This window comes from Micromonospora sp. A202 (genome assembly GCF_006715105.1).
GTDB classification, from domain to species: Bacteria; Actinomycetota; Actinomycetes; order Mycobacteriales; family Micromonosporaceae; genus Micromonospora; species Micromonospora zamorensis.
In genome coordinates this window covers 2448210-2467816 of the sequence record NZ_VFMP01000001.1, presented here as the reverse complement: position 1 = coordinate 2467816, position 19607 = coordinate 2448210, and the positions used below count along the sequence as shown (strand labels likewise).

The window sequence follows — 19607 nt, the reverse complement described above, 5'->3', positions numbered from 1 at the left end:
GAGATCGGCGCGGTGAGCCGTGCACAGGCGATCCCAGCACCGGTCAGGGCAGTTGCCCCGGTCGGTCCACTATGGCGAGCCGGATGAACGCGGCAGTCGAGTACAGCGACTCCTTGCCGTTGCGCACCACCGACCCACGCCTGCCGAGGAAGACGTGGCTGTCCCGGTCGAAGATGAAGTCCTCGTGGCCACCGATCACGCCGGGCATCCGAATCGCCACCCCGTGTCGACCGGCGGCGTCCACCACGTCGCCCGAGATGACGACCGCTCCGGGCTCCCGGGCCAGCAGCTCGTACAGCGCCGCCAGCGCTCGGGGCGGCACGTAACCGTCAAGCATCGACCGCGCGGTGGTGTACGCCATGCTCACGTCCCCGTAGACGGCCTCTTCGTCGGCAGCCTCGGGAAGATGCAGGTCGACCGGGTGTTCCCGAAGGTGTCGAAGCAGCTCGTCCGGGTCGGTGGGCAGATCGTCGTGGTACGCGGGCGGCGGGAACGCGTCGAGCTCCTTGTCGGGATCGCCGGGATCGTCCATGCGGTGCACCCTCAGCTCGCTCCACCCGTTCGGGTCGGCCTCCGGTCGGTAACGTGTCTGCGCGTGGGCGACTCCCCCAGCCGACTCCCACCTCTGCACGCGAATGGTGATGTACGGGCCGCTGTCCGGCATCTCCCGCGTCGTCGCCAGGCGCTCCGTGAAGACGTACTGATCGGGTCGAGCGGTGAGCTCGGGCTGCTGCCGGGCGGCGTCGGCCGCCATTCGGAAGATCTCCGCGGCGCTGGCAGTGGGCGGCGGCTTGTCGCCCACTCTCATCGTCTGGACCGCCAGCGCACCGGCGGTCAGTGCGACTGCCAGCCCGAACGCCCCGGCGAGGCGCCAACCGCGCAGGAACCAGGCACGACGTCCGGCGGGACGGGCCGCCGAGATCAGGTCGGCCCGCCGGGCGACGTGTGCGGTCAGGTCCGTGAGGAGCTGCTCCTCGAAACCGTGCGACGACTGATCGGTCTTGTTCATGACGCCATCTCCTTCCATCAGGCGAGGGTGGTGACTGGGCGGGCGAGCACGGCGCGGACGACGCGACGGGCACGATGCAGACGGACCCGGGCGGCGACCGGCGAGATCCCGAGGGCGGTCGCCGCGTCCGCGACGGTGAGGCCGTCCACGGCGATCAGTTCGACAAGCGTCCGCGTGTCCTCGGGCAGCTCGCTCAGCGCGCGATGGGTACGGCGGGCCGCCGACTCGGCATCGATGCGCTCCTCGATGCGGGCAATGTCGTCGGGGCCCAGATCCCGTCGTCCGGCCAGCCGGCCGGTCACCCGCAGCCGTTGGGCCGCCCGCCGTCGCTCGTCGCCGATGACGTTGCGGGCCACCCCGTACAGCCAGCCGATCTGGCTGCCCCGGTCCGGCCGGTAACCTGCTGCCGACTCGATCACCGCGAGGAACACGTCGGCGGTCAGGTCGGCGGCGAGGTGCGGGTCGTCGACCCGCCGTGCCACGAACCGGCCCACCGCCTCCACGTGCCGCCGGTAGAAGACCGCGAAGGCCACCGGGTCGACTCCGATGCCGGAGATGTCATCCTCCGCTGGGCTGGGGTCATTCACAGGCCGTCCTCTCGTAGCCGTTACACCCCTTATTCGTACGGCGGAGCGCGGGTGTTACCGGAGCCTGACGCGGTGCCGACGGCGGGTTGGCGGCAAACCCCCGCGAACCGGCCCGGTTGCGAGCAGGATGAGAGGGATTCGCCCAGCGACACGGTGAGCGGGGGTTCGACCGTGAACGACGGACTGATGACCAGGCGGAGCGCTCACGGTGTCGGAGAGACGATCTCCGCGCTGCGGGCTGAGGCGCAACGGGTCGGTGCTGCGGTGGTGGCGGTGGTCGACCATGCGGCGGCCGCCCGAAAGGTCGGGTTGAGCATGCCCGACACGCAGGTGATCATCTTTGGGAACCCGCAGGCGGGCACGCCGCTCATGCTGGCCCGTCCGGAGATCGCCATCGACCTGCCGATGCGGCTCATGGTGCGCGACGACGGGCAACCCGGCTCGCTGATCACCTGGCAGGACCCCGCGTACCTCGCCCAGCGCTACGGGCTCGGTGCGGACCAGCTCGCGCCCCTGAACGCCCCGGCCACTGTCGCTTCCGCGGTCGAGGGTCGCTGAGCACGGCCAGGCCGCACCACGCGGAGTCCCCCTAGGGGCGAGCGACGGCGGCGGCCATCCGGCGTACCGCCTCGGTGATCAACTCCGGCGCAGTGGCCAGATTCAACCGGACGTGCCCGCTGCCGCCGGTGCCGAAGGCCAGGCCGGAGTTGAGCGCCACCCGGCCCCGGTCGAGGAACACCGCGGCGGGGTCGTCGCCGAGACCCAGGGCACGACAGTCGAGCCAGGCGAGATAGGTGGCCTGACCGGGCTGGTAACGGATGGCCGGCAGGTGCTCGGCGAGTAGCGCCGAGAGCAGCCGACGGTTGTCGTCCAGGCCGGCCAGCAGAGCGTCGAGCCACTCGCCGCCGTCGGTGAAGGCGGCGGTGTGGGCGATCACGCCGAGGTGGCTCGTGCTGACGCTGGCCTCGAACGGAACGCGGGCGAGGTCACCGGCCGCCGCCGGGCCGGCGACCAGGAGACCACCGCGCAGACCGGCCAGGTTCCACCCCTTGGAGGCGGACATCAGTGACAAGCCGTTCTCCGCGCCGGGCACCGAGAGGTACGGCACGAAGCGCGCTCCCCCACCCACCACCGGCGCGTGGATCTCGTCGGCGACCACCCGCACCCCGTGCCGCTCGGCCAGACGGGCCACGGCGGTCAACTCGTCCACGGTGTGCAGGACGCCGGTCGGATTGTGCGGGCTGCACAGCAGGTACGCGGCCGGCCGCCCACCGGCCCGAGCCTGCCGGAACGCCTCCTCCAGCGTGTCGAGGTCGATCCGCAGGTCCTGGCCGAGCGGCGCCTCCACGATCCGGCGGTCGGCGTGCGCCACGAACTCGTAGAACGGTGGGTAGACCGGGCAGTTGACCACCACCGCGTCCCCCGGCTCGGTGACCAGCCGCAGCACTTCGACGATGCCGTGCATGACGTCGGGCACCAGCGCGGTGCGCTCCACTGCCAGCCCGTCCCAACCCCACCGACGCCGGGCGAACTCCGCCAGCGCCTGCGGGTACGCCGTACCGGAGGTGTAGCCGGTGTCGCCGCGCGCGACGGCGTCGGTGATCGCCCGCGCGACCGGCTCGGCCAGCGGCACGTCCATCTCCGCCACCCAGAGCGGCAGCACGTCGTCGGGGTACTCCCGCCACTTGAGGCTCGTCCGTTGCCGGAGCTGGTCGAGCGTGAGCTGGCGAAGGGGGTTCACCGGGCTTCGGGCACCACTGAGCACACCAGTCATCGCTGAAGCCTATTCCGCTTCGTCCGGGCCCCGCCGACGTCGTTGGATGGGCCGGCGATGTCAGGACCGTGACCGTCCCTGGTTGCCGCCGCCGTCGCAGGGGCCAGAGTTCGAGCAGGATTCCGTCGCCGCCGAATGAGAGCCTGACCGGAGCGGTTCACATCAACGGGGAGGGTCGATGACGAAGCGTGCGATCCGGGTGGCGCGGATGTTCGACGGCGAGCGACTCATGGACGGCGGGGTGCTGGTCCTGCTGGACGGTGGGCGCATCGTCGACGTGCAGCGGGGCCGGGCCGAGGCGCCGGAGGGCTGGCCGGTGCGCGAGGAGCCGAACGGCACCGTGCTGCCCGGGCTGGTGGACGCTCACGTACACCTGTGCGCCGACGCCGGTCCCGACGCGCTCGGCCGGCTCGCCGAGCGTCCCGAGACGGACCTCGACGCGGTTGTCGAGGCGTCACTGCGCGCGCATCTGGCGGCTGGCGTCACGACCGTCCGGGACCTGGGCGACCGGCGCGGTGCCGTGCTCCGGTGGCGGGCCCGGGAGGCGCGCGACGACCTGCCCACGGTGGTGGCCTCGGGTGCCCCCGTCACCACCGTCGGCGGGCACTGCTGGTCGATGGGGGGTGAGGTGAGCGGCGTCGACGGGATCCGCGAGGCCGTACGCCTGAAGGCGGCAGCCGGGGCCGACCTGGTGAAGGTCATGGCCAGCGGCGGCGTGTTCACCCCCGGCACGGACACCACCCGGCCGCAGTTCACCGACCAGGAGCTGACTGCCGCGCTGACCCGGGCGCACGATCTGGGCCTGCCGGTGACAGTGCACGCGCACGCGCTCAACGCTGTCGAGCAGGCGCTGCGCGTCGGTGTCGACGGCATCGAGCACTGCACGTGCGTGACCGCGGCCGGCGCCCACGTCCCCGACGAGGTGGCGGACCGCCTGGCCGCGTCCGGGGTGGCGGTCTGCGCCACGCTCGGCACCGACCCGGCCGTAGTCACGCCGCCGGAGGTGGTGGCGATGGCGGCGCGGGCCGGGCTCAGTGCGGCGGCGCTGCGCGACGGCGCCGCCACCCTGCACCGGGCCGGGGTCCGCCTGGTGGCCGGTTCGGACGCCGGCCTCGGCCCCGCGAAGCCGCACGGGATCCTGCCAGAGACGCTGGTCGAGTACGTCGCCTGCGGCATTCCCGCCGCCGCCGCCCTCGCCGCGGCCACCTCGGTGGGTGCCGAGGTGTGTGGCCTGGGGCGGCGCAAGGGCCGCGTCCGCCCCGGGTACGAGGCTGACCTGCTGGTCGTGGACGGCGACCCGGCGAGCGACATCAGCGCACTGCGCCGCCCGCTCGCCGTCTACCGCGCCGGCAACCCGGTGAGGTGACGATGTCCGAGCAGCAGTCATCCAGGCTGTAGAAGCCTCAGCTGATCAATCCCGGCCGGCCTCGGGGTTTCGCCGACTGTCGCTTCCGGGTAGCGGGTGGCTCATGAACCGCAATCTCGTGAAGGCTCTGCAGGTCGCGTGGGGGCTGCCGGAGTTCCGCAGCGGGCTGCGACACCTCATCGATCTCGACGAGGTGTCGGTGCTGCTGGCCACGCTGTCCGTCGCGGATCAGGATCGCGAGGTGGAGAGCAGCCTGTTGAGCCTGCTGCGGTCCAGCTTGGACACTGTCGAGATCCGGGAAGCGGTGTTGCTGCTGCTGGAGCGGGACGAGGTGCGCAGGCCGCTCGTCGCGGCGGTGGTGGAGCCGCTCGCGGACCGGCCGGGTCAGGCCGCTGCCATCGCCTCGGCGGCCGAGGATCCCGCGGTGCGACGTGAGGTGCGGGCGGTCCTCGACAGCGCCAAGGCGCGCGAGCTGATCTGGCAGGCGATCGACAACCAGGTCAGCGACAACCGGTTCGGTTTGATCCGCCGGGCGGCGGTGCTGTTCGTCAGACACCCGAGCGTCCGACGCCTCGCGTGGGCCGCGCACCGGCACGGCGTGTTGCGCGAGCTACGCCGCCGGCCGCTGCCCAGGCCTGACATTGCCGAGGACGGCGGACGAGCGCGAGCGTGAGGGTTATCCGATGACGTCGAGGCCGGTCAGGTCGGCCGACAGCGCCCAGAGGCGGGCTGCCTCACTGTCGTCTGTGGGGCTGCCGTCGGTGCGCTGGCAGTCCACGCAGTAGTCGCCGCCGTTCGCGTCGAGTTGAGGTGACGTGGCGGCCCAGACCTGGGTCGCCGCGCCTTGCTCGACGGTCTTGAACAGCCCAGGCGCCGGAGTTCCGTCCGCGTCGATCCAGCCGGCGGCGACCATCTCCTCGACCGCGAGGTGTCGTTGCAGGGGCGTGCGGACCCAGCCGGGGTTGACCGAGAAGGCGCGGACGCGCTGCGCTCTGCCGAGCAGGTCGAGGTGGCGGGCGAACAGCACATTCGCGAGTTTGGACTGGGTGTACGCCTCCCACTTGTCGTAGCCGCGCTCGAACTGCACGTCGTCCCACCGGATACGCCACGTCGGGTTGCGCCCGGAGGCGACCGAGACGACACGAGCCGTGCCGGCGGCGGTGAGCGCGGGCCACAGGAGGTTCACCAACGCGTAGTGGCCGAGGTGGTTGATCGCGAGGTGCGCTTCCCAGCCGTGTCCTGTCCGTGTCTCCGGGCAGGCCATGATCCCGGCGTTCGCGATCAGGATGTCGAGGGCGGAATGGCTGCGAAGGAACCGTTCGGCGAACGCGCGGACGGAGCCGAGGTCGGCGAGGTCGAGTTGATCGACCTCGACCCCGGGTACGCCGGCGAGCGCCCGTTGCGCCGCGTCCGGCCGGAGGGCGGGGACGACGACCCGAGCCCCGGCTTGGGCGAACGCCCGGGCCGTGGCGAGTCCGAGGCCGGAGTAGCCACCCGTGACGACGGCGGTCCTGCCGGTCAGGTCGATGCCGGCGAGGACATCCGCGGTGGTGCTGTGGGCGCCGAACATGGTGTGGGTCGTGTCGCTTGTCATGTCGGGGACGCTAGGTGCTAGACCGAGGTCTAGGTCAATGGCTACGGTCGACGCCATGGCGGACGGGGACCTGAGTATCGGGCAGGTGGCGCAGCGCACCGGCTTGAGCGTGCACACTCTGCGGCTCTACGAGCGTGCGGGTCTGTTGGCCGGTGACGTGCGGCGGGACGGGTCCGGCAGGCGTGTCTACAGCGCCTGGGATGTCGAGTGGCTGGCGAACTGTGTGAAGTTCCGCGCTTCCGGCATGCCGCTCACGACGATCAGCCGCCTGGCCCAGCTCGTCCGCGAGGGCAGCGGCAACGAGGCCGAGCGGCTCGATCTGCTCCGCGAACACCGGCGCCACATCACCGAGCAGTTGGCGCGGCTGAGCGACTGCCTCGAGCTCGTCGACGTCAAGGTGGCCAGCTACGAGCAGCACCTCACCGCCGGCGGCTCGGGAGATCCCTGGCAACAGCAGCACCCGGTGACGGTTGCGGACGGAAGACCCTCCGGTACGCCCCGGGCGTGACGCCGAGGAGTTGTCCGAACTGGAACCGGAAGTTGCTGGTCGTCGGAAAGCCAGTCTGGGCAGCGATCCGGTCGACGGTGTGGTCGGTGGTCTCCAGCAGGTCCTGCGCGTGGCGGATGCGCACCCCCGACACCCACTGCATGGGGCTCTGCCCGGTCTCGTCCTTGAATCGGCGGGTCAGCGTGCGCACGCTCATGCCGGCAGCGGCGGCGATGTCCGCGAGGGTCAGGTCACGGTACGCGTTCGCCTCGATCCACGAGAGCGCTCGTTGCAGCGTCGACGTCCGGTGCGTTGCCCGGTTCCGAACGATGTACTGCGCCTGCCCTCCGGGGCGGTGCAGCGGCGCGACGGCGAGGCGGGCGGCGTCCGCCGCGACGGCCACCCCGTAGTCGCGTTGGACGATGTGCAGGCACAGGTCGAGACCGGACGAGGCACCAGCGGACGTCAGGATGCTTCCGTTGTCCGTGTAGAGCACATCCGGGTTCAGCCGGACAGCGGGATGCCTTCGTGCGAGCTCGTCAGCGGCGAGCCAGTGGGTCGTCGCGTCTCGGCCGTCGAGCAGGCCCGCTTCGGCCAGCGTGAACGCGCCGACACAGATCGACGCGATTCGCGTCCCACGGTGGGCTCCGGCCCGCAGTGCCGCGAGAACAGGGGGCGGCGACGGTTGCAACGGGTCGTTCCTCCCTGGCACCACGACGAGGTCGGCCCGCTCGATCGCCTCCAGCCCCTCATCGACGGCCAGGCGCACCGGACCGGCCTGGACGGACGGCTCGTGACCGGCGACGACGACCCGGTATCCCGGGCGGCCGTCCGGTAGGCGCACGCGTCCGAAGGTTTCGATCGGGGTGGCCAGATCGAAGGCAATCACATCGGGGAGCGCAAGCACGACGACGGTGTACACCCCCGCAGGATAGGGCACTTCGCGATTGGCCAGATCCAGGAGCTATCTGTCTTGATAGCCATGGCAACGCGGTCTGGCGCGGCGCAAACATAGGAGGAAACGCCCACCGGAAGAGATCCTCCATGACACAGGTCCACGTCCAGATCGTGCTCTTCGACGGCTTCGATCCCCTTGATGTCATCGCCCCGTTCGAGGTGCTCACCGCCGGCAGTCAGTTCCTCGGTGGCGCGCTCGCCGTGGAGTTCGTCAGCGCGAGCGGTCCCGGCGTCGTACGAGCCGGCAACTCCCAGATCACCCTGACGGCCACCGCCAGGCTCGATCCGGACGTACCCGGCTACGTGGTCGTCCCGGGTGCGGTCGGCCCCGTCGACGGGGACCCGGACGCCGGAGACGAGACGATCCCCGTACTCCTGGGTCGGTTCGCGCAGAGCGACGCGATGCCCCTCATCCGCCGCGCGCTCGACAACCCGAAGATCACCGTCGCGGCCTTCTGCGGGGGATCACTCGCCCTCGCGATGGCCGGTCTCCTCGAAGGTCGCACCGCGACCACGCATGTGCTCGGCATCGACATGCTCGACGCCACCGGCGTGAACGCCGTCCGCGCGCGCGTGGTCGACGACGGCGGCCTGGTCAGCGGCGGCGGCGTGACGTCGGGTCTCGACGTAGCCCTCTACCTGCTCGAACGGGACTTCGGTTCGCAGGCCGCGCACGCGGTCGAGGAGCTGTTCGAGTACGAGCGTCGCGGCACGACCTGGAAGACCACAGGTCAGCACGCGGCCTGACCTGCCCCGCCCCTCGAAGAAGGAAAGTCACCAACCAGATGAACACCATTGTCGGCACCTGGCTGCTCCGCATGAAGACACCCGTCGGCACCATCGAGGCCGCCTACCACTTCGAGGAAGAGGATGGCGTGATCCACGGCAGCGCGACCGGCGCTGGTGAGACCACAACCCTCACCGACATCGTGGTCCACGAGGACCCGACCGGGCAGCGCGTCACCTGGCGGCAGAGCATCACCAGACCACTGCGCCTCAACCTGGCGTACGACGTCATCGTTCACGGCGACGCCCTCTCCGGCGAGTCCCGCGCCGGGCGGCTGCCGCGGACGCGCGTGACCGGTGAGCGGAGCGCGTGAGGGGGTTCCCATGGCGGTCCACGTGGTCACGGCAATCCTCGCCAGCGGCACCGGTCGCCATCGCCGCGAGCATGTTCCCGCGCTCCGCGCCCCCTGGGTCGGCGCCCGCCGGCGCCGCACGTGCGCCGGCGTCGCCGGACATCGGGCGGCGGGCTCTGTCGGACCGGCCCGCTAGCATCGCCGCGAACGCCATCGAGACGGAGGCTGTCATGACCCAGAGCGACACCACCATGTTCGTCGACAGGGACCTACGAGGCGCGCGGTTCAACAGGTCGACGTTGGCCGGCGCGGTCATGCGCGGCGTCGATGTCAGCGGGCTCGACATCGATGCGCCGTGGCTGGCGGACGGCACGCTGCTGATCAACGGTGTCGACGTGGTGCCGCTCGTCGAGGCCGAGCTCAACCGACGGTTTCCCGGCCGCGAGCTGAAGAATGCCGGCGATCCCGGGGGTCTGCGCGTGGCGTGGGCGGCACTCGAACGGGCCTGGTCGGCGGCCGTCGACCGGGTGGAGTCCATGCCGCAGAGCACCGCCGAGGCCTCGATCGGTGGCGAGTGGTCGTTCGCGCAGACCCTGCGCCACCTCGCGTTCGCCACGGACGCATGGCTCGGCAAGGCGATCCTGCGCCTGCCGCAACCCTTCCATCCGCTCGGGCAGCCATACACCGAGTACGAGACGGATGGATTCGACATGTCGGTCTTTGCCACGCGGCATCCGAGCTTCGCCGAGGTGCTCGACCTGCGTGCCGAGCGGCAGGCGATGGTGCGCGGCTTCCTCGCGACCGTCACACCGGGGCTGCTCGCCGAGCCTCGGCCGACCCCGTGGTCACCCGCGCACGAGCGGCCGGTCCTGCACTGCCTCCACGTGATCTTCGACGAGGAGTGGGAGCACCTTCGCTACGCGACACGCGACCTCGACGCGCAGCAGTAGGACCGGCCGGGCTCAGTCGGTCGGCAGGAGCGGTCGCATGAAGGTCCGCTCGTACCGCACGACACAACCCGAGTCGTTGCGGATGCTGTCCGCCGCGACGAACTCCGGGTCATTACCGAACCGCGCACGGTATCTCTCGTAGGCTGCCAGGCTCTCGAAACTGAACAGCGCCTCCGCCTTGTCGCTGGCTCCCTCGGCGGGCAGGAAATAGCCGTGGTGCACGCCACCGTGCGCGGTAACCAGCCGCATCCACTCACGAGCGAAGCGTTCGAAGGCCTCGATCTGCGCGGGGTCGATGGTGTAGTGCACGACGCAAGTGATCATCGCGCCACCATACGGGCCGGTGCTCGCGCATCGCAGCACGACCGCGGTCAGCGGCAGGAGCGTGCTGGAAGGTTCGAGAATGCCCGCTAGGCCGTGTCTCCTGGATCCTGGTCGGTGAGATCGAAGCTGCGGTTGAGCAGTTCCAGGCCGGTAACGGGCTGGAAGCCGACCTCGGTATAGAGCCTCAGAGCCGGAGCGTTGTCGGTCTCGGTCTGGAGTGACACACGACGCGCGCCAGCGGAACGCGCGTTGTGGATGGTGTGCTCCAGGAGGGCGTTCGCGATGCCGCTACGGCGATGGCGCGGGGCCACGTAGAGGTCGCGGATCGACCATGCGGTGCCCAGCGTGAGCGACGCCGGCATGATCATGGCCGTGATGAAGCCACAGACGTCATCGGCTCGGATGGCGGCAGCGGCGGAGAGCCGGTGTTGCGCGAGCTGGTCGTGCAGCCAGGTGCGTGTGATCTCAGGGGATGACGGTTGGCCGTAGTGCACGCGATAGTCGTCAAACAGAGCAGCTACCTGATCGAAAGCCGGATGGGCGCAGCCGATGGGCACGATCGTCGTCGTCACGCCGTAAGTGTGGCCGACGGTCAAGCCGAGGTTGGTTACTGTCCCCCGTCTCGACAGCAGGTGCAGCACATCGCTGGGACGAGTCGTGACTAACCTCCCAGGCCATGGGTGAGGTACGCAGGGCGACGGTGGCAGATGCAGCGGAGCTGGTTCGCCTACGTGGGGTGTTCCTCGAGGATGGCGCCTCTCCCGAGCCGGCCACTGACGAATGGCGGCGAGTGGCGTTCGAGGTTCTTCAGATCCGGCTCGCCGCTCCGGACCCGACAATGGTTGCCTTCGTTGTCGACCGTGCTGACCGGTCCGGCGCATTGGCTGCGTGCGCGGTTGGTGCTGTCGACTGCCGGCTCGGCGGGCCAGACGATCCAACGAGCGAGAGCGGATACATCTTCAACGTGGTGACTGATCCGGACCAGCGGCGACGCGGCTACTCCCGACTGTGTGTGACGGCATTGCTCGACTGGTACCGCGACCGCGGAATCCGGACTGTGGACCTGCGCGCGTCCCCGAGTGGCGAACCGCTCTATCGCTCGCTTGGCTTCGGCCGCACCACCTATCCAGCTATGCGGCTTCGACTGCCCACGAACCAAGTGACGTTGGAGCACTAAGGGCTGGTTGGCGGGGCCACGACCAGCTCGGTATCCGGGTCGTGGTCAGTCCGCGAAGGGCCGGCCACGATCAGGGTGCCCGGTGTCCGGTCCACTTGAAGCTGGCACCGTCCACGGTTGTTGGCACCAGTGGTGGCGCCGTCCGGATTGTGTTGGCACTGGTCTCCGGTCTCCGACATCTGGCGTCTGTCTCGCTGTAGCTGGTGACGGCCAGGGCGGTGTCAAACCTCGAAGGTGGGTGCTCGGTTCACCGAAGTTGGCTTGGAAACTGGTAGCGTGCGCGGCTTCCGAGACCTACGCGTCCGCACCAGTTCACGAGGAGGAGCCGAACGATGACGGATACCGGAACGCGGTTGGAAGGCGGCGGCACTTCTGGGTCACGGAGCAGGCGAGCGGACGACTGGTTGGCAGACATCCGGATCTCCTACGACACGGTCGCCGACAGTTACTCCGACTACACACGGGTGGCTTTGGCTGGGGAGCCCTATCTGCTCGCGGCGTTGGCGTTGTTCGCCGATCTGGTCCACGCCGCCGGCGGTGGCCCGGTGGCGGACGTGGGCTGCGGACCAGGCCATGTCACTGCCCACCTGCATAAGCTGGGCGTCGATGCCTTCGGCGTCGATTTGTCACCCGCGATGATCGACATCGCTCGGCGGGAGCACCCCGACCTGCGGTTCGAGGTGGGTTCGATGACGGACCTACAACTCGCTGACGCCTCGATCACTGCCCTGCTCGCCTTCTGGTCGTTGATCCACATCCCCGACGACGAGATCCCGGCGGTTCTTAGCCACTTTCGGCGGGTGCTGCGTCCCGATGGACCTCTGTTGCTCGGCTTTCACGTCGGAGATGAGTCACGGCTGAAGACGGAAGGCTACGGCGGTCATCCGATGAAGGTCTACGTGCACCGCCGTCAGCCGGACCGGATGGCGACCTGGCTGCGCGATGCCGGATTCACGGTCAAGGCCCAGATGCTGCTCGGCCTCGACGAGAGCCTTCCAGGAGCGGTCCTCTTTGCACACCGCCGGCAAGAAGGTGCCAACTAAACCTGGACGGAAACGCTTCCGCCGTCCGCACCTAGTTGGCACCGCAACTGCTCACGCGCGACGATTAGTGCCACCTTCACGTGGACCGGACACCCGGGACCACGGGCGTTCCCGCAGCATGAACGGCAGTTCCTATCGGCATTTCTGCGTGGCCCGCATGTTTGCGTGTCACGCAAGAAGTGCTAGCGTGGTGGCATGACGGGGCTTCGGGAGCGCAAGAAGGCCGAGACGCGGGCGGCGCTCGGCTGGGCCGCCATCCACCTCACCGTCGAGCGCGGCTACGACAACGTCCGCGTCGAGGACATCGCCGAGGCGGCCGGTGTCTCCCCGCGCACCTTCAACAACTACTTCTCCAGCAAGGCCGAGGCGATCGCCTCCCGCCACCTCGACCGCAGCCTGCGCACCGCCGCCGCGCTGCGCGAACGCCCCGCCGACGAGCCGCTCTGGGCGGCGCTCACCCAGGCAGCGCTGGAGCAGTTCACGCCCGGCCCCGAGGTCGAGGCGATGCCCTCCCCCGCACACACCCAGTGGGTGGCCGGCGTGCGCACCATGCTCGCCGAGCCCGCGCTGCAGGGCGAGCGGCTGCGCGCCGTCGCGGTCGCCGAGGCCGAGCTTGCCGCCGCGGTCGCCGAGCGCACCGGCACCGACCTCGCCACCGACATGTATCCGAGGCTCGTCGCGGCCGCCGCCAGTGCCGCCGTCACCGTCGCCATGCAGCACTATCTCGACAGCACCGACCCGCCCACCCCGATCGAGCGCCTGATCACCGACGCCTTCGCCCAGGTCGCCGCCGGGCTCCCGCCGCCCCGCTGAAGCCCCGGCCCGCACTCACCGCACGACCTCATCCACGCCTTTCAGCCGCGTCGTACCTCCGCGGCGGGCCGGCCGCGTGCCGCGCCTGCCGTGGCGATGACGCACACCCAGAAGGGATCACGATCATGATCGATGTCCTCATCGTCGGAGCCGGCCCCAACGGCCTCATGCTCGCCTGCGAGCTGGCCCTCGCCGGCGTACACCCCGTCGTCCTCGAACGCCACGCCGCGCCCACCGGCGAGCCCCGCGCCAACGGCCTCGTCGGCCAGGTCGTCCGCCTGCTCGACCGGCGCGGGCTCTACGGGCGGCTCAGCGGCGAGAGCACCCCGCCGTCGCCCCAGCCGGCCTTCGTCTTCGGCGCGTTCCCGCTGGATCTCACGATGGTCGCGGAGAACCCGCACTACGTGCTCGGCGTGCCGCAAGCCCAGCTCGAGGCCGCCCTCGCCGATCGGGCCGTCGAGCTCGGAGTCGACCTGCGCCGCGGCCACGAGGTCGTCGACCTCCGCCAACGGCCCGACGCGGTCGAGGCCTGCCTTGCCGACGGTACGCAGCTCACCTCCCGCTTCCTCGTCGGTGCCGACGGGGGCCGCAGCGCGGTGCGCCGCCTCGCCGGCATCGGCTTCCCCGGCGCCACCTTCGACCGGTCCATCTCCCGTACCGCCACCGTGAGCGTCCCCGCGTCGTCCCTAGACCCCGACACCGGCGGCCTTCGTGCGCCCGGTTACGGCGTCGTCCCACCGTTCCAACACACCCGCACCGCGCGCGGACTGATCGCCTGGGCCCCGTTCCCCGGCCGTCCGGCGATCCTGAGCACGACGGAGTGGCCCGACGCTCCGACCAGCGACGAGACCCCGATGGACCTGGCAGAGCTACGCGCCAGCGTCGCCCGGGTGCTCGGCGTGGACATCCCCTTCGGCGCGCCAGAGGGCCCCGGACTGTTGCGGCGGCTGACCGGCGGCAACACCCGCATCGCCGACCGCTACCGCGCCGACCGAGTGCTGCTGGTCGGCGACGCCGCGCACGTGCACCCCGCGATCGGCGGCCCCGGCCTCAACCTGGGCCTCCAGGACGCCGTCAACCTGGGCTGGAAGCTTGCCGCCACGGTGCACGGCTGGGCACCGCAGGGTCTGCTCGACACGTACGAGACCGAGCGCCGCCCCGTCGCCGAACGGGTCGTCATGTCCACCCAGGCACAATCGGCGCTCATCGGCCCCGGCGACGAGATCACCGGCCTTCGGCAACTCTTCGCCGAGCTGCTGCGCAAGCCGGAGGTGACAGGGCACATCGCGGCGCTGATGTCCGGCGCGGACATCCACTATCCCGCCGATCCGGCCGACCCGTTGGCCGGCCGCTTCGCCCCCGACGTGGTCGTGCACAGCGAGCACGGCGCGCTACGCCTCGCCGAGCTGACCCGCGTCGCCCGGCCGCTGCTGTTGGACTCCACGGGTGCCTACGCCGGAGTCGCCGCGCCGTGGCGAGACCGGGTCGACGTGGTCACCGGCGCGCTGGAGGGCACGACCGCGACCGCGTTGCTGGTACGCCCCGACTGCTTCGTCGCCTGGTCCGCCGGAAACTCCGACACCCTGCGCGCCTCGCTCACCCACCACTTCGGCCTTCCACTGTGAGCGACAGAGCCGTCCGCCTCACCGAACCTGGTCGGCTGATCTCCTCGGACCGCTTCCCGCTGATCGGCGGGTGTAGGAAACAGTTGTCCCCACCAGCAACACCGCGCCGGTGAAGAAGTAGGTGTTGACTCCGATGCCGGTCCAGAACTCGCCCGTGGAGATGTCTGCGGCCCCCATGAAGCCACCGCGACGGACGCCCGTGACCATCAGCAGATTCTCGGCCATCCCCGGAACACCCCGGATGACGAGCAGCACGCTGCCGCCCAACAGCGGCGCCAGCAGTAACCACCGAGGGAGATGTCGAGCCGGCGGGCGGACGGTGGCCAGGACGACGGCTGCCCCGATGGCCGACATCGAGATGAGCACAACGTTGAAGATCACGTAGGCCCTCATGTCCCAGGGGCCGTCACCGGTCGGATCGTCGCCGGGAAAGAACACCAGGATCACGTGCGACACCACAAAGAAGATCAACCATGCGAAGGCGCCGTACGCCCAGCGACGATCGGTGAGAGCGGGCATACCAGCACCATCGCCTCGGCAGCACCCTGACGCCTCCCTCCCTGGGTGGGTCTCACTCCCGCAGAGGAGCGAGGCGCGGGGGCGTCAACGCACGCATCGCGACGAACGGGATCACTCCTGCCGGAGATTCTGTTTTCGCTCGTCTGCGTCATGCGGTTGAGGCGGGCGCCTCTTCGGCGTCATGTTCGCGGAGCATGCTCAGCAGCCCGGGAAAGCGTTGTTCCACGTCGTCGTAGCGCAGCGTGACCAGCCGGCGAATGCCGTCGACGCGAGTGCGGATCAGTCCGGCATCGCGCAGAACCTTGATGTGGTGCGACAGCGTCGACTTGCCGATGGTGAAGCGGCTGCCCTTGAGGACGTCGCTGCCGCACGTCCAGTCCCCAGCGGCGTCGAGGGCACGCACCAGCGTGAGCCGCACCGGGTCGGCGAGCGCGCTGAGCACGACGTCGATCGTCACGGTCTCGATGGAAGGTTCGATCACCTCGGTCACGAGACGAAGCCTAGCCAGATGTTGCGGAAAGTACGACCCTCGTCGTACTGTTCGACGCGGCTCGAACAGTACGATGCAGATCGAACATAGGATGTGTCATGAAAGCGATCGTCTACCGCGACAACGGCGGCCCCGACGTGCTCCAGCTCGTCGAGCGTGACCTGACCGCACCCGACGCCGGCGAAGTCCGAGTCCGGGTCGCCGTGTCCGGGGTCAACCCGACCGACTGGCAGGCCCGCTCCGGCGTCGCCCACCGCAAGCTGTTCTCCGAGATCACCCCACACCTCGACGGCGCCGGCGTGATCGACGCCGTCGGTGACGGGGTTGATCCGGGTCGGGTCGGTCAGCGGGTGTGGCTGTTCATGGCCGCCGCCGGTCGGCCCACCGGCACCGCCGCCGAGTTCACCGTCGTACCCGCCGATCAGGCTGTGCCACTGCCCGACGAGGCCAGTTTCGACGTCGGCGCCTCACTCGGCGTCCCCGCGCTGACCGCACACCGTGCCCTCACCGTCGCCGAGGACGGACCACGCCGCCTGCACCCCGGTGCACTCGATGGCAAGGTGGTGCTCGCCGCCGGCGGAGCCGGCGCGGTCGGGCACGCGGTGATCCAACTCGCCCGATGGGCAGGCGCCACCGTGATCGGCACGGTCAGCGGCCCGGAGAAGGCGAAGCTGGCCGCTTCGGCCGGCGCCCACCACACGATCAACTATCGCGAGGGTGACCCGGCCGCCGCCATCCGCGCGATCGCCCCCGACGGCGTCGACATCGTCGCCGAGGTGGCGCTCGGCGCTAACCTCACCCTGGACCTGGCCGTGCTGCGTGCCCGCGGCACGATCGCGACGTACGCCAACGAGGGCGGACGGGCGGTCGAGCTGAACGTGGGCCAGAACATGGTGTTGAACACCCGCCTGCAGTTCCTGGTGCTCTACACGGCTGGCCCGCAGGCGCGCGCCGCAGCCGTCGAGGACGTCGCCGCCGCGATCCGTGACGGCGCCCTGCCGGTTGGCGAGGAGCACGGCCTGCCACTGCTCCGCTTCCCACTGCACCGCACCGCCGACGCTCACCGAGCCGTGGAGGCCGGCGTGGTTGGCAAGGTACTGGTGGACGTCACGCCCTGACGTTCGACCAGCTACCGCATCTCCGCCTCGCATCGGTACGCGGATCGGCTCATCGGCAGATCCGCGTACCGGCCACTCGTCGTGCCCACTTCTCGGATCACGTGCTTTGATCAAGACGTCGATACGAGGGGGCCTGGTGGGGCGCAGAGCGATCATCTTTCACGGGACCGGCGGCAACCCGGACGTGTGCTGGTATCCCTGGCTGGCGGAGCGACTCCGGGCCCGGGGCTACACCGTCGAGGTGCCGCACCACCCGGGCATCAACGTCGAGCCGATCGCGACGTTCCTGCCGAAGGTGCTCGACGGGCACAGCTTCGACGAGGACACGATCCTGGTGGGCCACTCGGGGGGCGCGGCCCTGTTGCTGGCGCTCCTGGAGCATGTCGATGTGACAGTCGCCCAGGCGATCCTGGTCGCGGGTTACTGCACCCGGCCCAACACCGAGGAAGAGCCGGTCCTCCAGCAGAGCTACGACTGGGCCGCGATCCGGTTGCACGTGCGGGACATCTACTTCATCAACTCACGCGTGGATCCGTACGGCTGCGACGACCGACAGGGGCGCGCCATGTTCGAGCGGCTCGGCGGCACCCAGATCGTGCGCGACGATGGGCACTTCGGCGACTACAACCAGCCGTACGACCGGTTCGAACTTGTCGACCGACTCATCCCCTGACGCCGCCGGCGCAGCTCGGGGTGCGCACAGGCGTCGGTCGCGCCGCTGCCGTTCGAATCATCGCCCTGTTCCCGGGGCGGTGGAGCATCGGCTTCCAGCGCTACAACCCCGGCGTCGAAGCGTTCTGGTCGCAGGTAGCGGCCCAGGTCGTCGGGGACACGTGGAAGACCCACGACGGTCCCACTCCCGAAAGCCGGCCTCCCGACACCTTTCTCACCTTCTCCACCTCCGGATGAACCAGAGGCGGTAGCGGTCGCAGCGTGACGCCTGAAGAGACCGCGCCGCCTGCTGGGCACCGGGTACGACTCAACCTGAGGCCCTCCTGCGCAGGTACGCGTCGGCCAACTCGCGAAGCCGTGCCCTGTCGAAGCTGTGCCCGTGGCCGGGATGGACGACGGACACGTCGAGGTCGGCGAGCATCTGCATGCTTCGCCGGTAGGCAGCCACGTCCGAGTTCGGCAGATCGTCGATCAAGGCACCGTCGTAGATGATGTCGCCGGAATACAGGGTCCCGGTGCGCTCCTCCAGCAGGGCGATGCTGCCCGGTGTGTGGCCGGGAAGGTGCAGCACGGTCAGCACCCGCCCGCCCAGGTCGATCCGGTCGCCGTCGTCGACCATCCGGTTCAGGGTCATGGGTGCGATGCGGTAGCTGGCCGGGTCGTAGCCGGGACTGGGCAGGGCGTCGAGCATGAGCTCCGGGACGGGTTCTCCCGCTGGGTCGATCCCGAGTTTGTCGTAGAGCTCCGCGCCGTACAGGCTCGCCGGTACGCCCACCGCGAGGACCTCGGCCTCGGCGGGGTGGGCGGCCCGGTCAGCGAACTCGGCTGCTCCGCCGACATGATCCAGGTGCGCGTGGGTGAGCAGGACCATCGGATCGCGGTGGAACAGGCGCGGGATCGCCTCCCGCAGGGGGACGACACCGAGCCCGGCGTCGATCACCAGGTCTCGATCAGTGCCGTGCAGCCACCAGAAGTTCGCGGACAGCAGCTCGTTGACGTGCGGCTCCGAGATCCGGATGACGTCGTCACCCACCTCGGCCTGCGTATGCCAGTCCACCATGTCCGCCAGTTTGCCAGCGCGGCCCCCCGAACCCCTGCCGGCCGCGTAACACCCCCAGGACCCTCTTTAGGGATCTTCCCAACGTCGATATCCAGTGATATCTATGTCACACCGAATCTCCTACCCCCACCGGAGCGCGACGTGCGGAAATCCCGTCTGGCAACCCTCACCCTGAGCCTGGCGACGGCCCTGGCCGCCACCCTCACCCTGGCAGCGCCCGCTGAGGCCGCTCCCAGCGACCACTACGTCGCCCTCGGCGACTCCTACTCTTCGGGGGTGGGTGCCGGCAGCTACACCGCCGAGAGTGGCTCCTGCCAGCGCAGCACCAACGCCTACCCGGCGTTGTACGCCACCAACGTGCGACCCGCGTCCTACCGTTCGGTTGCCTGCTCCGGTGCCACCACCGCCAGCGTGAACAACACGCAGCTCAGCGCGCTCAGCACCACCACGACCCTGGTCAGCGTCACGGTCGGCGGCAACGATGTCGGGTTCGCCAACATCATGACCACCTGCGTGCTCTACGGGACCAACGACTGCGTGGCCGCCGTGCAGACCGCCGAGGACAAGGCGCGGGCCGACCTCACCAACCTGCTGCGCACCGTCTACAACGGAATCCGCACCCGTGCGCCGTCGGCCCGGGTGGTGGTCGTCGGCTACCCGGTCTTCTACCAACTGGGCACGACGTGTGTCGGGCTCAGCGCCACCTCGCGAGCGAAGATCAACGAAGGCATCAACCTGGTGAACGACCTCACCCGAAGCGCCGCCCAGGCCGCCGGCTTCACCTTCGCCGACGTCCGGTCGCAGTTCGTCGGGCACCAACTGTGCAGCTACGGCGACAAGTGGTTGCACGCCCTGAACTTCGTCAACCTCGGCATCTCCTACCACCCGACCGCGGCCGGCCAGTCCAGCGGTTACTACCCGGTCTTCCGCTCCGTCGCCGGCTGACGTCGAGGGCACGCGGGG

25 protein-coding genes are annotated in these 19607 nt (G+C 69.9%); 15 read left to right on the top strand and 10 right to left on the bottom strand.

The annotated features are described in order from the left end of the window. Positions 1 to 43 precede the first annotated feature (43 nt). Complete coding sequence (locus tag FBZ33_RS11405) at positions 44 to 1009, bottom strand: CU044_5270 family protein (protein ID WP_141909003.1); 966 nt, start codon at positions 1007 to 1009, stop codon at positions 44 to 46. A gap of 17 nt (positions 1010 to 1026) precedes the next feature. After that, a complete protein-coding gene (locus tag FBZ33_RS11400) occupies positions 1027 to 1596 on the bottom strand; it encodes an RNA polymerase sigma factor (RefSeq protein WP_141909002.1) in 570 nt (189 codons plus the stop codon). 186 nt (positions 1597 to 1782) lie between these two features. Between FBZ33_RS11400 and FBZ33_RS11395 the strand changes: the two genes are divergently transcribed. After that, complete coding sequence (locus FBZ33_RS11395) at positions 1783 to 2154, top strand: DUF302 domain-containing protein (protein ID WP_141909001.1); 372 nt, start codon at positions 1783 to 1785, stop codon at positions 2152 to 2154. Between the two features lie 31 nt (positions 2155 to 2185). Here FBZ33_RS11395 and FBZ33_RS11390 read toward each other — a convergent pair whose 3' ends face one another. Further along, complete coding sequence (locus FBZ33_RS11390) at positions 2186 to 3370, bottom strand: MalY/PatB family protein (protein WP_141909000.1); 1185 nt, start codon at positions 3368 to 3370, stop codon at positions 2186 to 2188. Between the two features lie 178 nt (positions 3371 to 3548). Between FBZ33_RS11390 and FBZ33_RS11385 the strand changes: the two genes are divergently transcribed. Both FBZ33_RS11385 and FBZ33_RS11380 read left to right on the top strand, forming a co-directional pair. Beyond that, positions 3549 to 4736, top strand: a complete 1188-nt coding sequence (locus FBZ33_RS11385; RefSeq protein ID WP_141908999.1) for an amidohydrolase family protein — start codon at positions 3549 to 3551, stop codon at positions 4734 to 4736. 103 nt (positions 4737 to 4839) lie between these two features. After that, complete coding sequence (locus tag FBZ33_RS11380) at positions 4840 to 5409, top strand: hypothetical protein (protein ID WP_141908998.1); 570 nt, start codon at positions 4840 to 4842, stop codon at positions 5407 to 5409. 3 nt (positions 5410 to 5412) lie between these two features. Here FBZ33_RS11380 and FBZ33_RS11375 read toward each other — a convergent pair whose 3' ends face one another. Beyond that, complete coding sequence (locus FBZ33_RS11375; protein WP_141908997.1) at positions 5413 to 6330, bottom strand: oxidoreductase; 918 nt, start codon at positions 6328 to 6330, stop codon at positions 5413 to 5415. A gap of 55 nt (positions 6331 to 6385) precedes the next feature. On the opposite strand from FBZ33_RS11375, the gene FBZ33_RS11370 reads away from it, so the two are divergent. Next, positions 6386 to 6838, top strand: a complete 453-nt coding sequence (locus tag FBZ33_RS11370) for a MerR family transcriptional regulator (RefSeq protein ID WP_088951664.1) — start codon at positions 6386 to 6388, stop codon at positions 6836 to 6838. On the opposite strand, the gene FBZ33_RS11365 is transcribed toward FBZ33_RS11370, so the two are convergent. Then, entirely contained in the window at positions 6750 to 7757 is a 1008-nt protein-coding gene (locus FBZ33_RS11365; RefSeq protein WP_185755274.1) for a GlxA family transcriptional regulator, read from the bottom strand. The two genes, FBZ33_RS11370 and FBZ33_RS11365, sit on opposite strands and share 89 nt — an antisense overlap. 104 nt (positions 7758 to 7861) lie before the next feature. On the opposite strand from FBZ33_RS11365, the gene FBZ33_RS11360 reads away from it, so the two are divergent. The 3 genes from FBZ33_RS11360 (at position 7862) to FBZ33_RS11350 (ending at position 9803) form a co-directional block, all read left to right on the top strand. Continuing rightward, on the top strand, positions 7862 to 8521 hold the full coding sequence (locus FBZ33_RS11360) for a DJ-1/PfpI family protein (protein ID WP_141908995.1): 660 nt from the start codon (positions 7862 to 7864) through the stop codon (positions 8519 to 8521). A gap of 38 nt (positions 8522 to 8559) precedes the next feature. After that, positions 8560 to 8874: a hypothetical protein gene (locus tag FBZ33_RS11355; RefSeq protein ID WP_141908994.1), complete on the top strand. Its 315-nt coding sequence runs from the start codon at positions 8560 to 8562 to the stop codon at positions 8872 to 8874. 293 nt (positions 8875 to 9167) lie between these two features. Further along, complete coding sequence (locus FBZ33_RS11350; RefSeq protein WP_221629455.1) at positions 9168 to 9803, top strand: DinB family protein; 636 nt, start codon at positions 9168 to 9170, stop codon at positions 9801 to 9803. A 12-nt stretch (positions 9804 to 9815) separates the two neighbouring features. Here FBZ33_RS11350 and FBZ33_RS11345 read toward each other — a convergent pair whose 3' ends face one another. Beyond that, on the bottom strand, positions 9816 to 10127 hold the full coding sequence (locus FBZ33_RS11345; protein ID WP_141908992.1) for an NIPSNAP family protein: 312 nt from the start codon (positions 10125 to 10127) through the stop codon (positions 9816 to 9818). An 86-nt stretch (positions 10128 to 10213) separates the two neighbouring features. Further along, the gene (locus FBZ33_RS32730) at positions 10214 to 10699 is read right to left on the bottom strand and encodes an N-acetyltransferase (RefSeq protein ID WP_185755273.1); all 486 of its coding nucleotides are present in this window, start codon (positions 10697 to 10699) and stop codon (positions 10214 to 10216) included. Between the two features lie 104 nt (positions 10700 to 10803). Between FBZ33_RS32730 and FBZ33_RS11335 the strand changes: the two genes are divergently transcribed. The 4 genes from FBZ33_RS11335 (at position 10804) to FBZ33_RS11320 (ending at position 14785) form a co-directional block, all read left to right on the top strand. Further along, positions 10804 to 11304 (top strand): GNAT family N-acetyltransferase, encoded by a 501-nt coding sequence (locus tag FBZ33_RS11335; protein ID WP_141908990.1) that lies wholly within the window; start codon positions 10804 to 10806, stop codon positions 11302 to 11304. A gap of 332 nt (positions 11305 to 11636) precedes the next feature. Continuing rightward, on the top strand, positions 11637 to 12347 hold the full coding sequence (locus FBZ33_RS11330) for a class I SAM-dependent methyltransferase (RefSeq protein ID WP_088947684.1): 711 nt from the start codon (positions 11637 to 11639) through the stop codon (positions 12345 to 12347). A 195-nt stretch (positions 12348 to 12542) separates the two neighbouring features. After that, positions 12543 to 13160, top strand: a complete 618-nt coding sequence (locus FBZ33_RS11325) for a TetR family transcriptional regulator (protein WP_141908989.1) — start codon at positions 12543 to 12545, stop codon at positions 13158 to 13160. Positions 13161 to 13285: 125 nt separating this feature from the next. Next, the gene (locus tag FBZ33_RS11320) at positions 13286 to 14785 is read left to right on the top strand and encodes an FAD-dependent monooxygenase (RefSeq protein WP_141908988.1); all 1500 of its coding nucleotides are present in this window, start codon (positions 13286 to 13288) and stop codon (positions 14783 to 14785) included. Between the two features lie 18 nt (positions 14786 to 14803). Here the strand turns inward: FBZ33_RS11320 and FBZ33_RS11315 are convergent, their stop codons facing one another. Then, positions 14804 to 15304 carry a hypothetical protein gene (locus FBZ33_RS11315; protein WP_141908987.1) on the bottom strand — a complete coding sequence of 167 codons (501 nt, stop codon included), beginning with the start codon at positions 15302 to 15304 and terminating at the stop codon, positions 14804 to 14806. A gap of 148 nt (positions 15305 to 15452) precedes the next feature. Next, positions 15453 to 15794 (bottom strand): helix-turn-helix transcriptional regulator, encoded by a 342-nt coding sequence (locus FBZ33_RS11310; protein ID WP_231927348.1) that lies wholly within the window; start codon positions 15792 to 15794, stop codon positions 15453 to 15455. Positions 15795 to 15892: 98 nt separating this feature from the next. Between FBZ33_RS11310 and FBZ33_RS11305 the strand changes: the two genes are divergently transcribed. The 3 genes from FBZ33_RS11305 (at position 15893) to FBZ33_RS11295 (ending at position 17821) form a co-directional block, all read left to right on the top strand. Beyond that, positions 15893 to 16912 (top strand): NADPH:quinone reductase, encoded by a 1020-nt coding sequence (locus FBZ33_RS11305; RefSeq protein WP_141908986.1) that lies wholly within the window; start codon positions 15893 to 15895, stop codon positions 16910 to 16912. A 136-nt stretch (positions 16913 to 17048) separates the two neighbouring features. Next, positions 17049 to 17585 carry an alpha/beta hydrolase gene (locus FBZ33_RS11300; RefSeq protein ID WP_141908985.1) on the top strand — a complete coding sequence of 179 codons (537 nt, stop codon included), beginning with the start codon at positions 17049 to 17051 and terminating at the stop codon, positions 17583 to 17585. A 20-nt stretch (positions 17586 to 17605) separates the two neighbouring features. After that, a complete protein-coding gene (locus tag FBZ33_RS11295; RefSeq protein ID WP_141908984.1) occupies positions 17606 to 17821 on the top strand; it encodes a hypothetical protein in 216 nt (71 codons plus the stop codon). Between the two features lie 70 nt (positions 17822 to 17891). Here the strand turns inward: FBZ33_RS11295 and FBZ33_RS11290 are convergent, their stop codons facing one another. Next, complete coding sequence (locus FBZ33_RS11290) at positions 17892 to 18644, bottom strand: MBL fold metallo-hydrolase (RefSeq protein ID WP_141908983.1); 753 nt, start codon at positions 18642 to 18644, stop codon at positions 17892 to 17894. 141 nt (positions 18645 to 18785) lie between these two features. Here FBZ33_RS11290 and FBZ33_RS11285 point away from each other — a divergent pair, with 141 nt between their 5' ends. Continuing rightward, positions 18786 to 19589, top strand: coding sequence for an SGNH/GDSL hydrolase family protein (locus FBZ33_RS11285; protein WP_088947677.1), 804 nt, complete (start codon positions 18786 to 18788; stop codon positions 19587 to 19589). Positions 19590 to 19607: the final 18 nt, after the last annotated feature.

What these genes read in the sequence shown, in the direction of transcription:
- FBZ33_RS11405 (WP_141909003.1), bottom strand. Translation starts at nt 1,009, where the DNA reads ATGAACAAGACCGATCAGTCGTCGCACGGTTTCGAGGAGCAGCTCCTC.
- FBZ33_RS11395 (WP_141909001.1), top strand. Translation starts at nt 1,783, where the DNA reads ATGACCAGGCGGAGCGCTCACGGTGTCGGAGAGACGATCTCCGCGCTG.
- FBZ33_RS11390 (WP_141909000.1), bottom strand. Translation starts at nt 3,370, where the DNA reads ATGACTGGTGTGCTCAGTGGTGCCCGAAGCCCGGTGAACCCCCTTCGC.
- FBZ33_RS11385 (WP_141908999.1), top strand. Translation starts at nt 3,549, where the DNA reads ATGACGAAGCGTGCGATCCGGGTGGCGCGGATGTTCGACGGCGAGCGA.
- FBZ33_RS11380 (WP_141908998.1), top strand. Translation starts at nt 4,840, where the DNA reads ATGAACCGCAATCTCGTGAAGGCTCTGCAGGTCGCGTGGGGGCTGCCG.
- FBZ33_RS11375 (WP_141908997.1), bottom strand. Translation starts at nt 6,330, where the DNA reads ATGACAAGCGACACGACCCACACCATGTTCGGCGCCCACAGCACCACC.
- FBZ33_RS11370 (WP_088951664.1), top strand. Translation starts at nt 6,386, where the DNA reads ATGGCGGACGGGGACCTGAGTATCGGGCAGGTGGCGCAGCGCACCGGC.
- FBZ33_RS11360 (WP_141908995.1), top strand. Translation starts at nt 7,862, where the DNA reads ATGACACAGGTCCACGTCCAGATCGTGCTCTTCGACGGCTTCGATCCC.
- FBZ33_RS11355 (WP_141908994.1), top strand. Translation starts at nt 8,560, where the DNA reads ATGAACACCATTGTCGGCACCTGGCTGCTCCGCATGAAGACACCCGTC.
- FBZ33_RS11350 (WP_221629455.1), top strand. Translation starts at nt 9,168, where the DNA reads ATGCGCGGCGTCGATGTCAGCGGGCTCGACATCGATGCGCCGTGGCTG.
- FBZ33_RS11345 (WP_141908992.1), bottom strand. Translation starts at nt 10,127, where the DNA reads ATGATCACTTGCGTCGTGCACTACACCATCGACCCCGCGCAGATCGAG.
- FBZ33_RS11335 (WP_141908990.1), top strand. Translation starts at nt 10,804, where the DNA reads ATGGGTGAGGTACGCAGGGCGACGGTGGCAGATGCAGCGGAGCTGGTT.
- FBZ33_RS11330 (WP_088947684.1), top strand. Translation starts at nt 11,637, where the DNA reads ATGACGGATACCGGAACGCGGTTGGAAGGCGGCGGCACTTCTGGGTCA.
- FBZ33_RS11325 (WP_141908989.1), top strand. Translation starts at nt 12,543, where the DNA reads ATGACGGGGCTTCGGGAGCGCAAGAAGGCCGAGACGCGGGCGGCGCTC.
- FBZ33_RS11320 (WP_141908988.1), top strand. Translation starts at nt 13,286, where the DNA reads ATGATCGATGTCCTCATCGTCGGAGCCGGCCCCAACGGCCTCATGCTC.
- FBZ33_RS11315 (WP_141908987.1), bottom strand. Translation starts at nt 15,304, where the DNA reads ATGCCCGCTCTCACCGATCGTCGCTGGGCGTACGGCGCCTTCGCATGG.
- FBZ33_RS11305 (WP_141908986.1), top strand. Translation starts at nt 15,893, where the DNA reads ATGAAAGCGATCGTCTACCGCGACAACGGCGGCCCCGACGTGCTCCAG.
- FBZ33_RS11290 (WP_141908983.1), bottom strand. Translation starts at nt 18,644, where the DNA reads ATGGTGGACTGGCATACGCAGGCCGAGGTGGGTGACGACGTCATCCGG.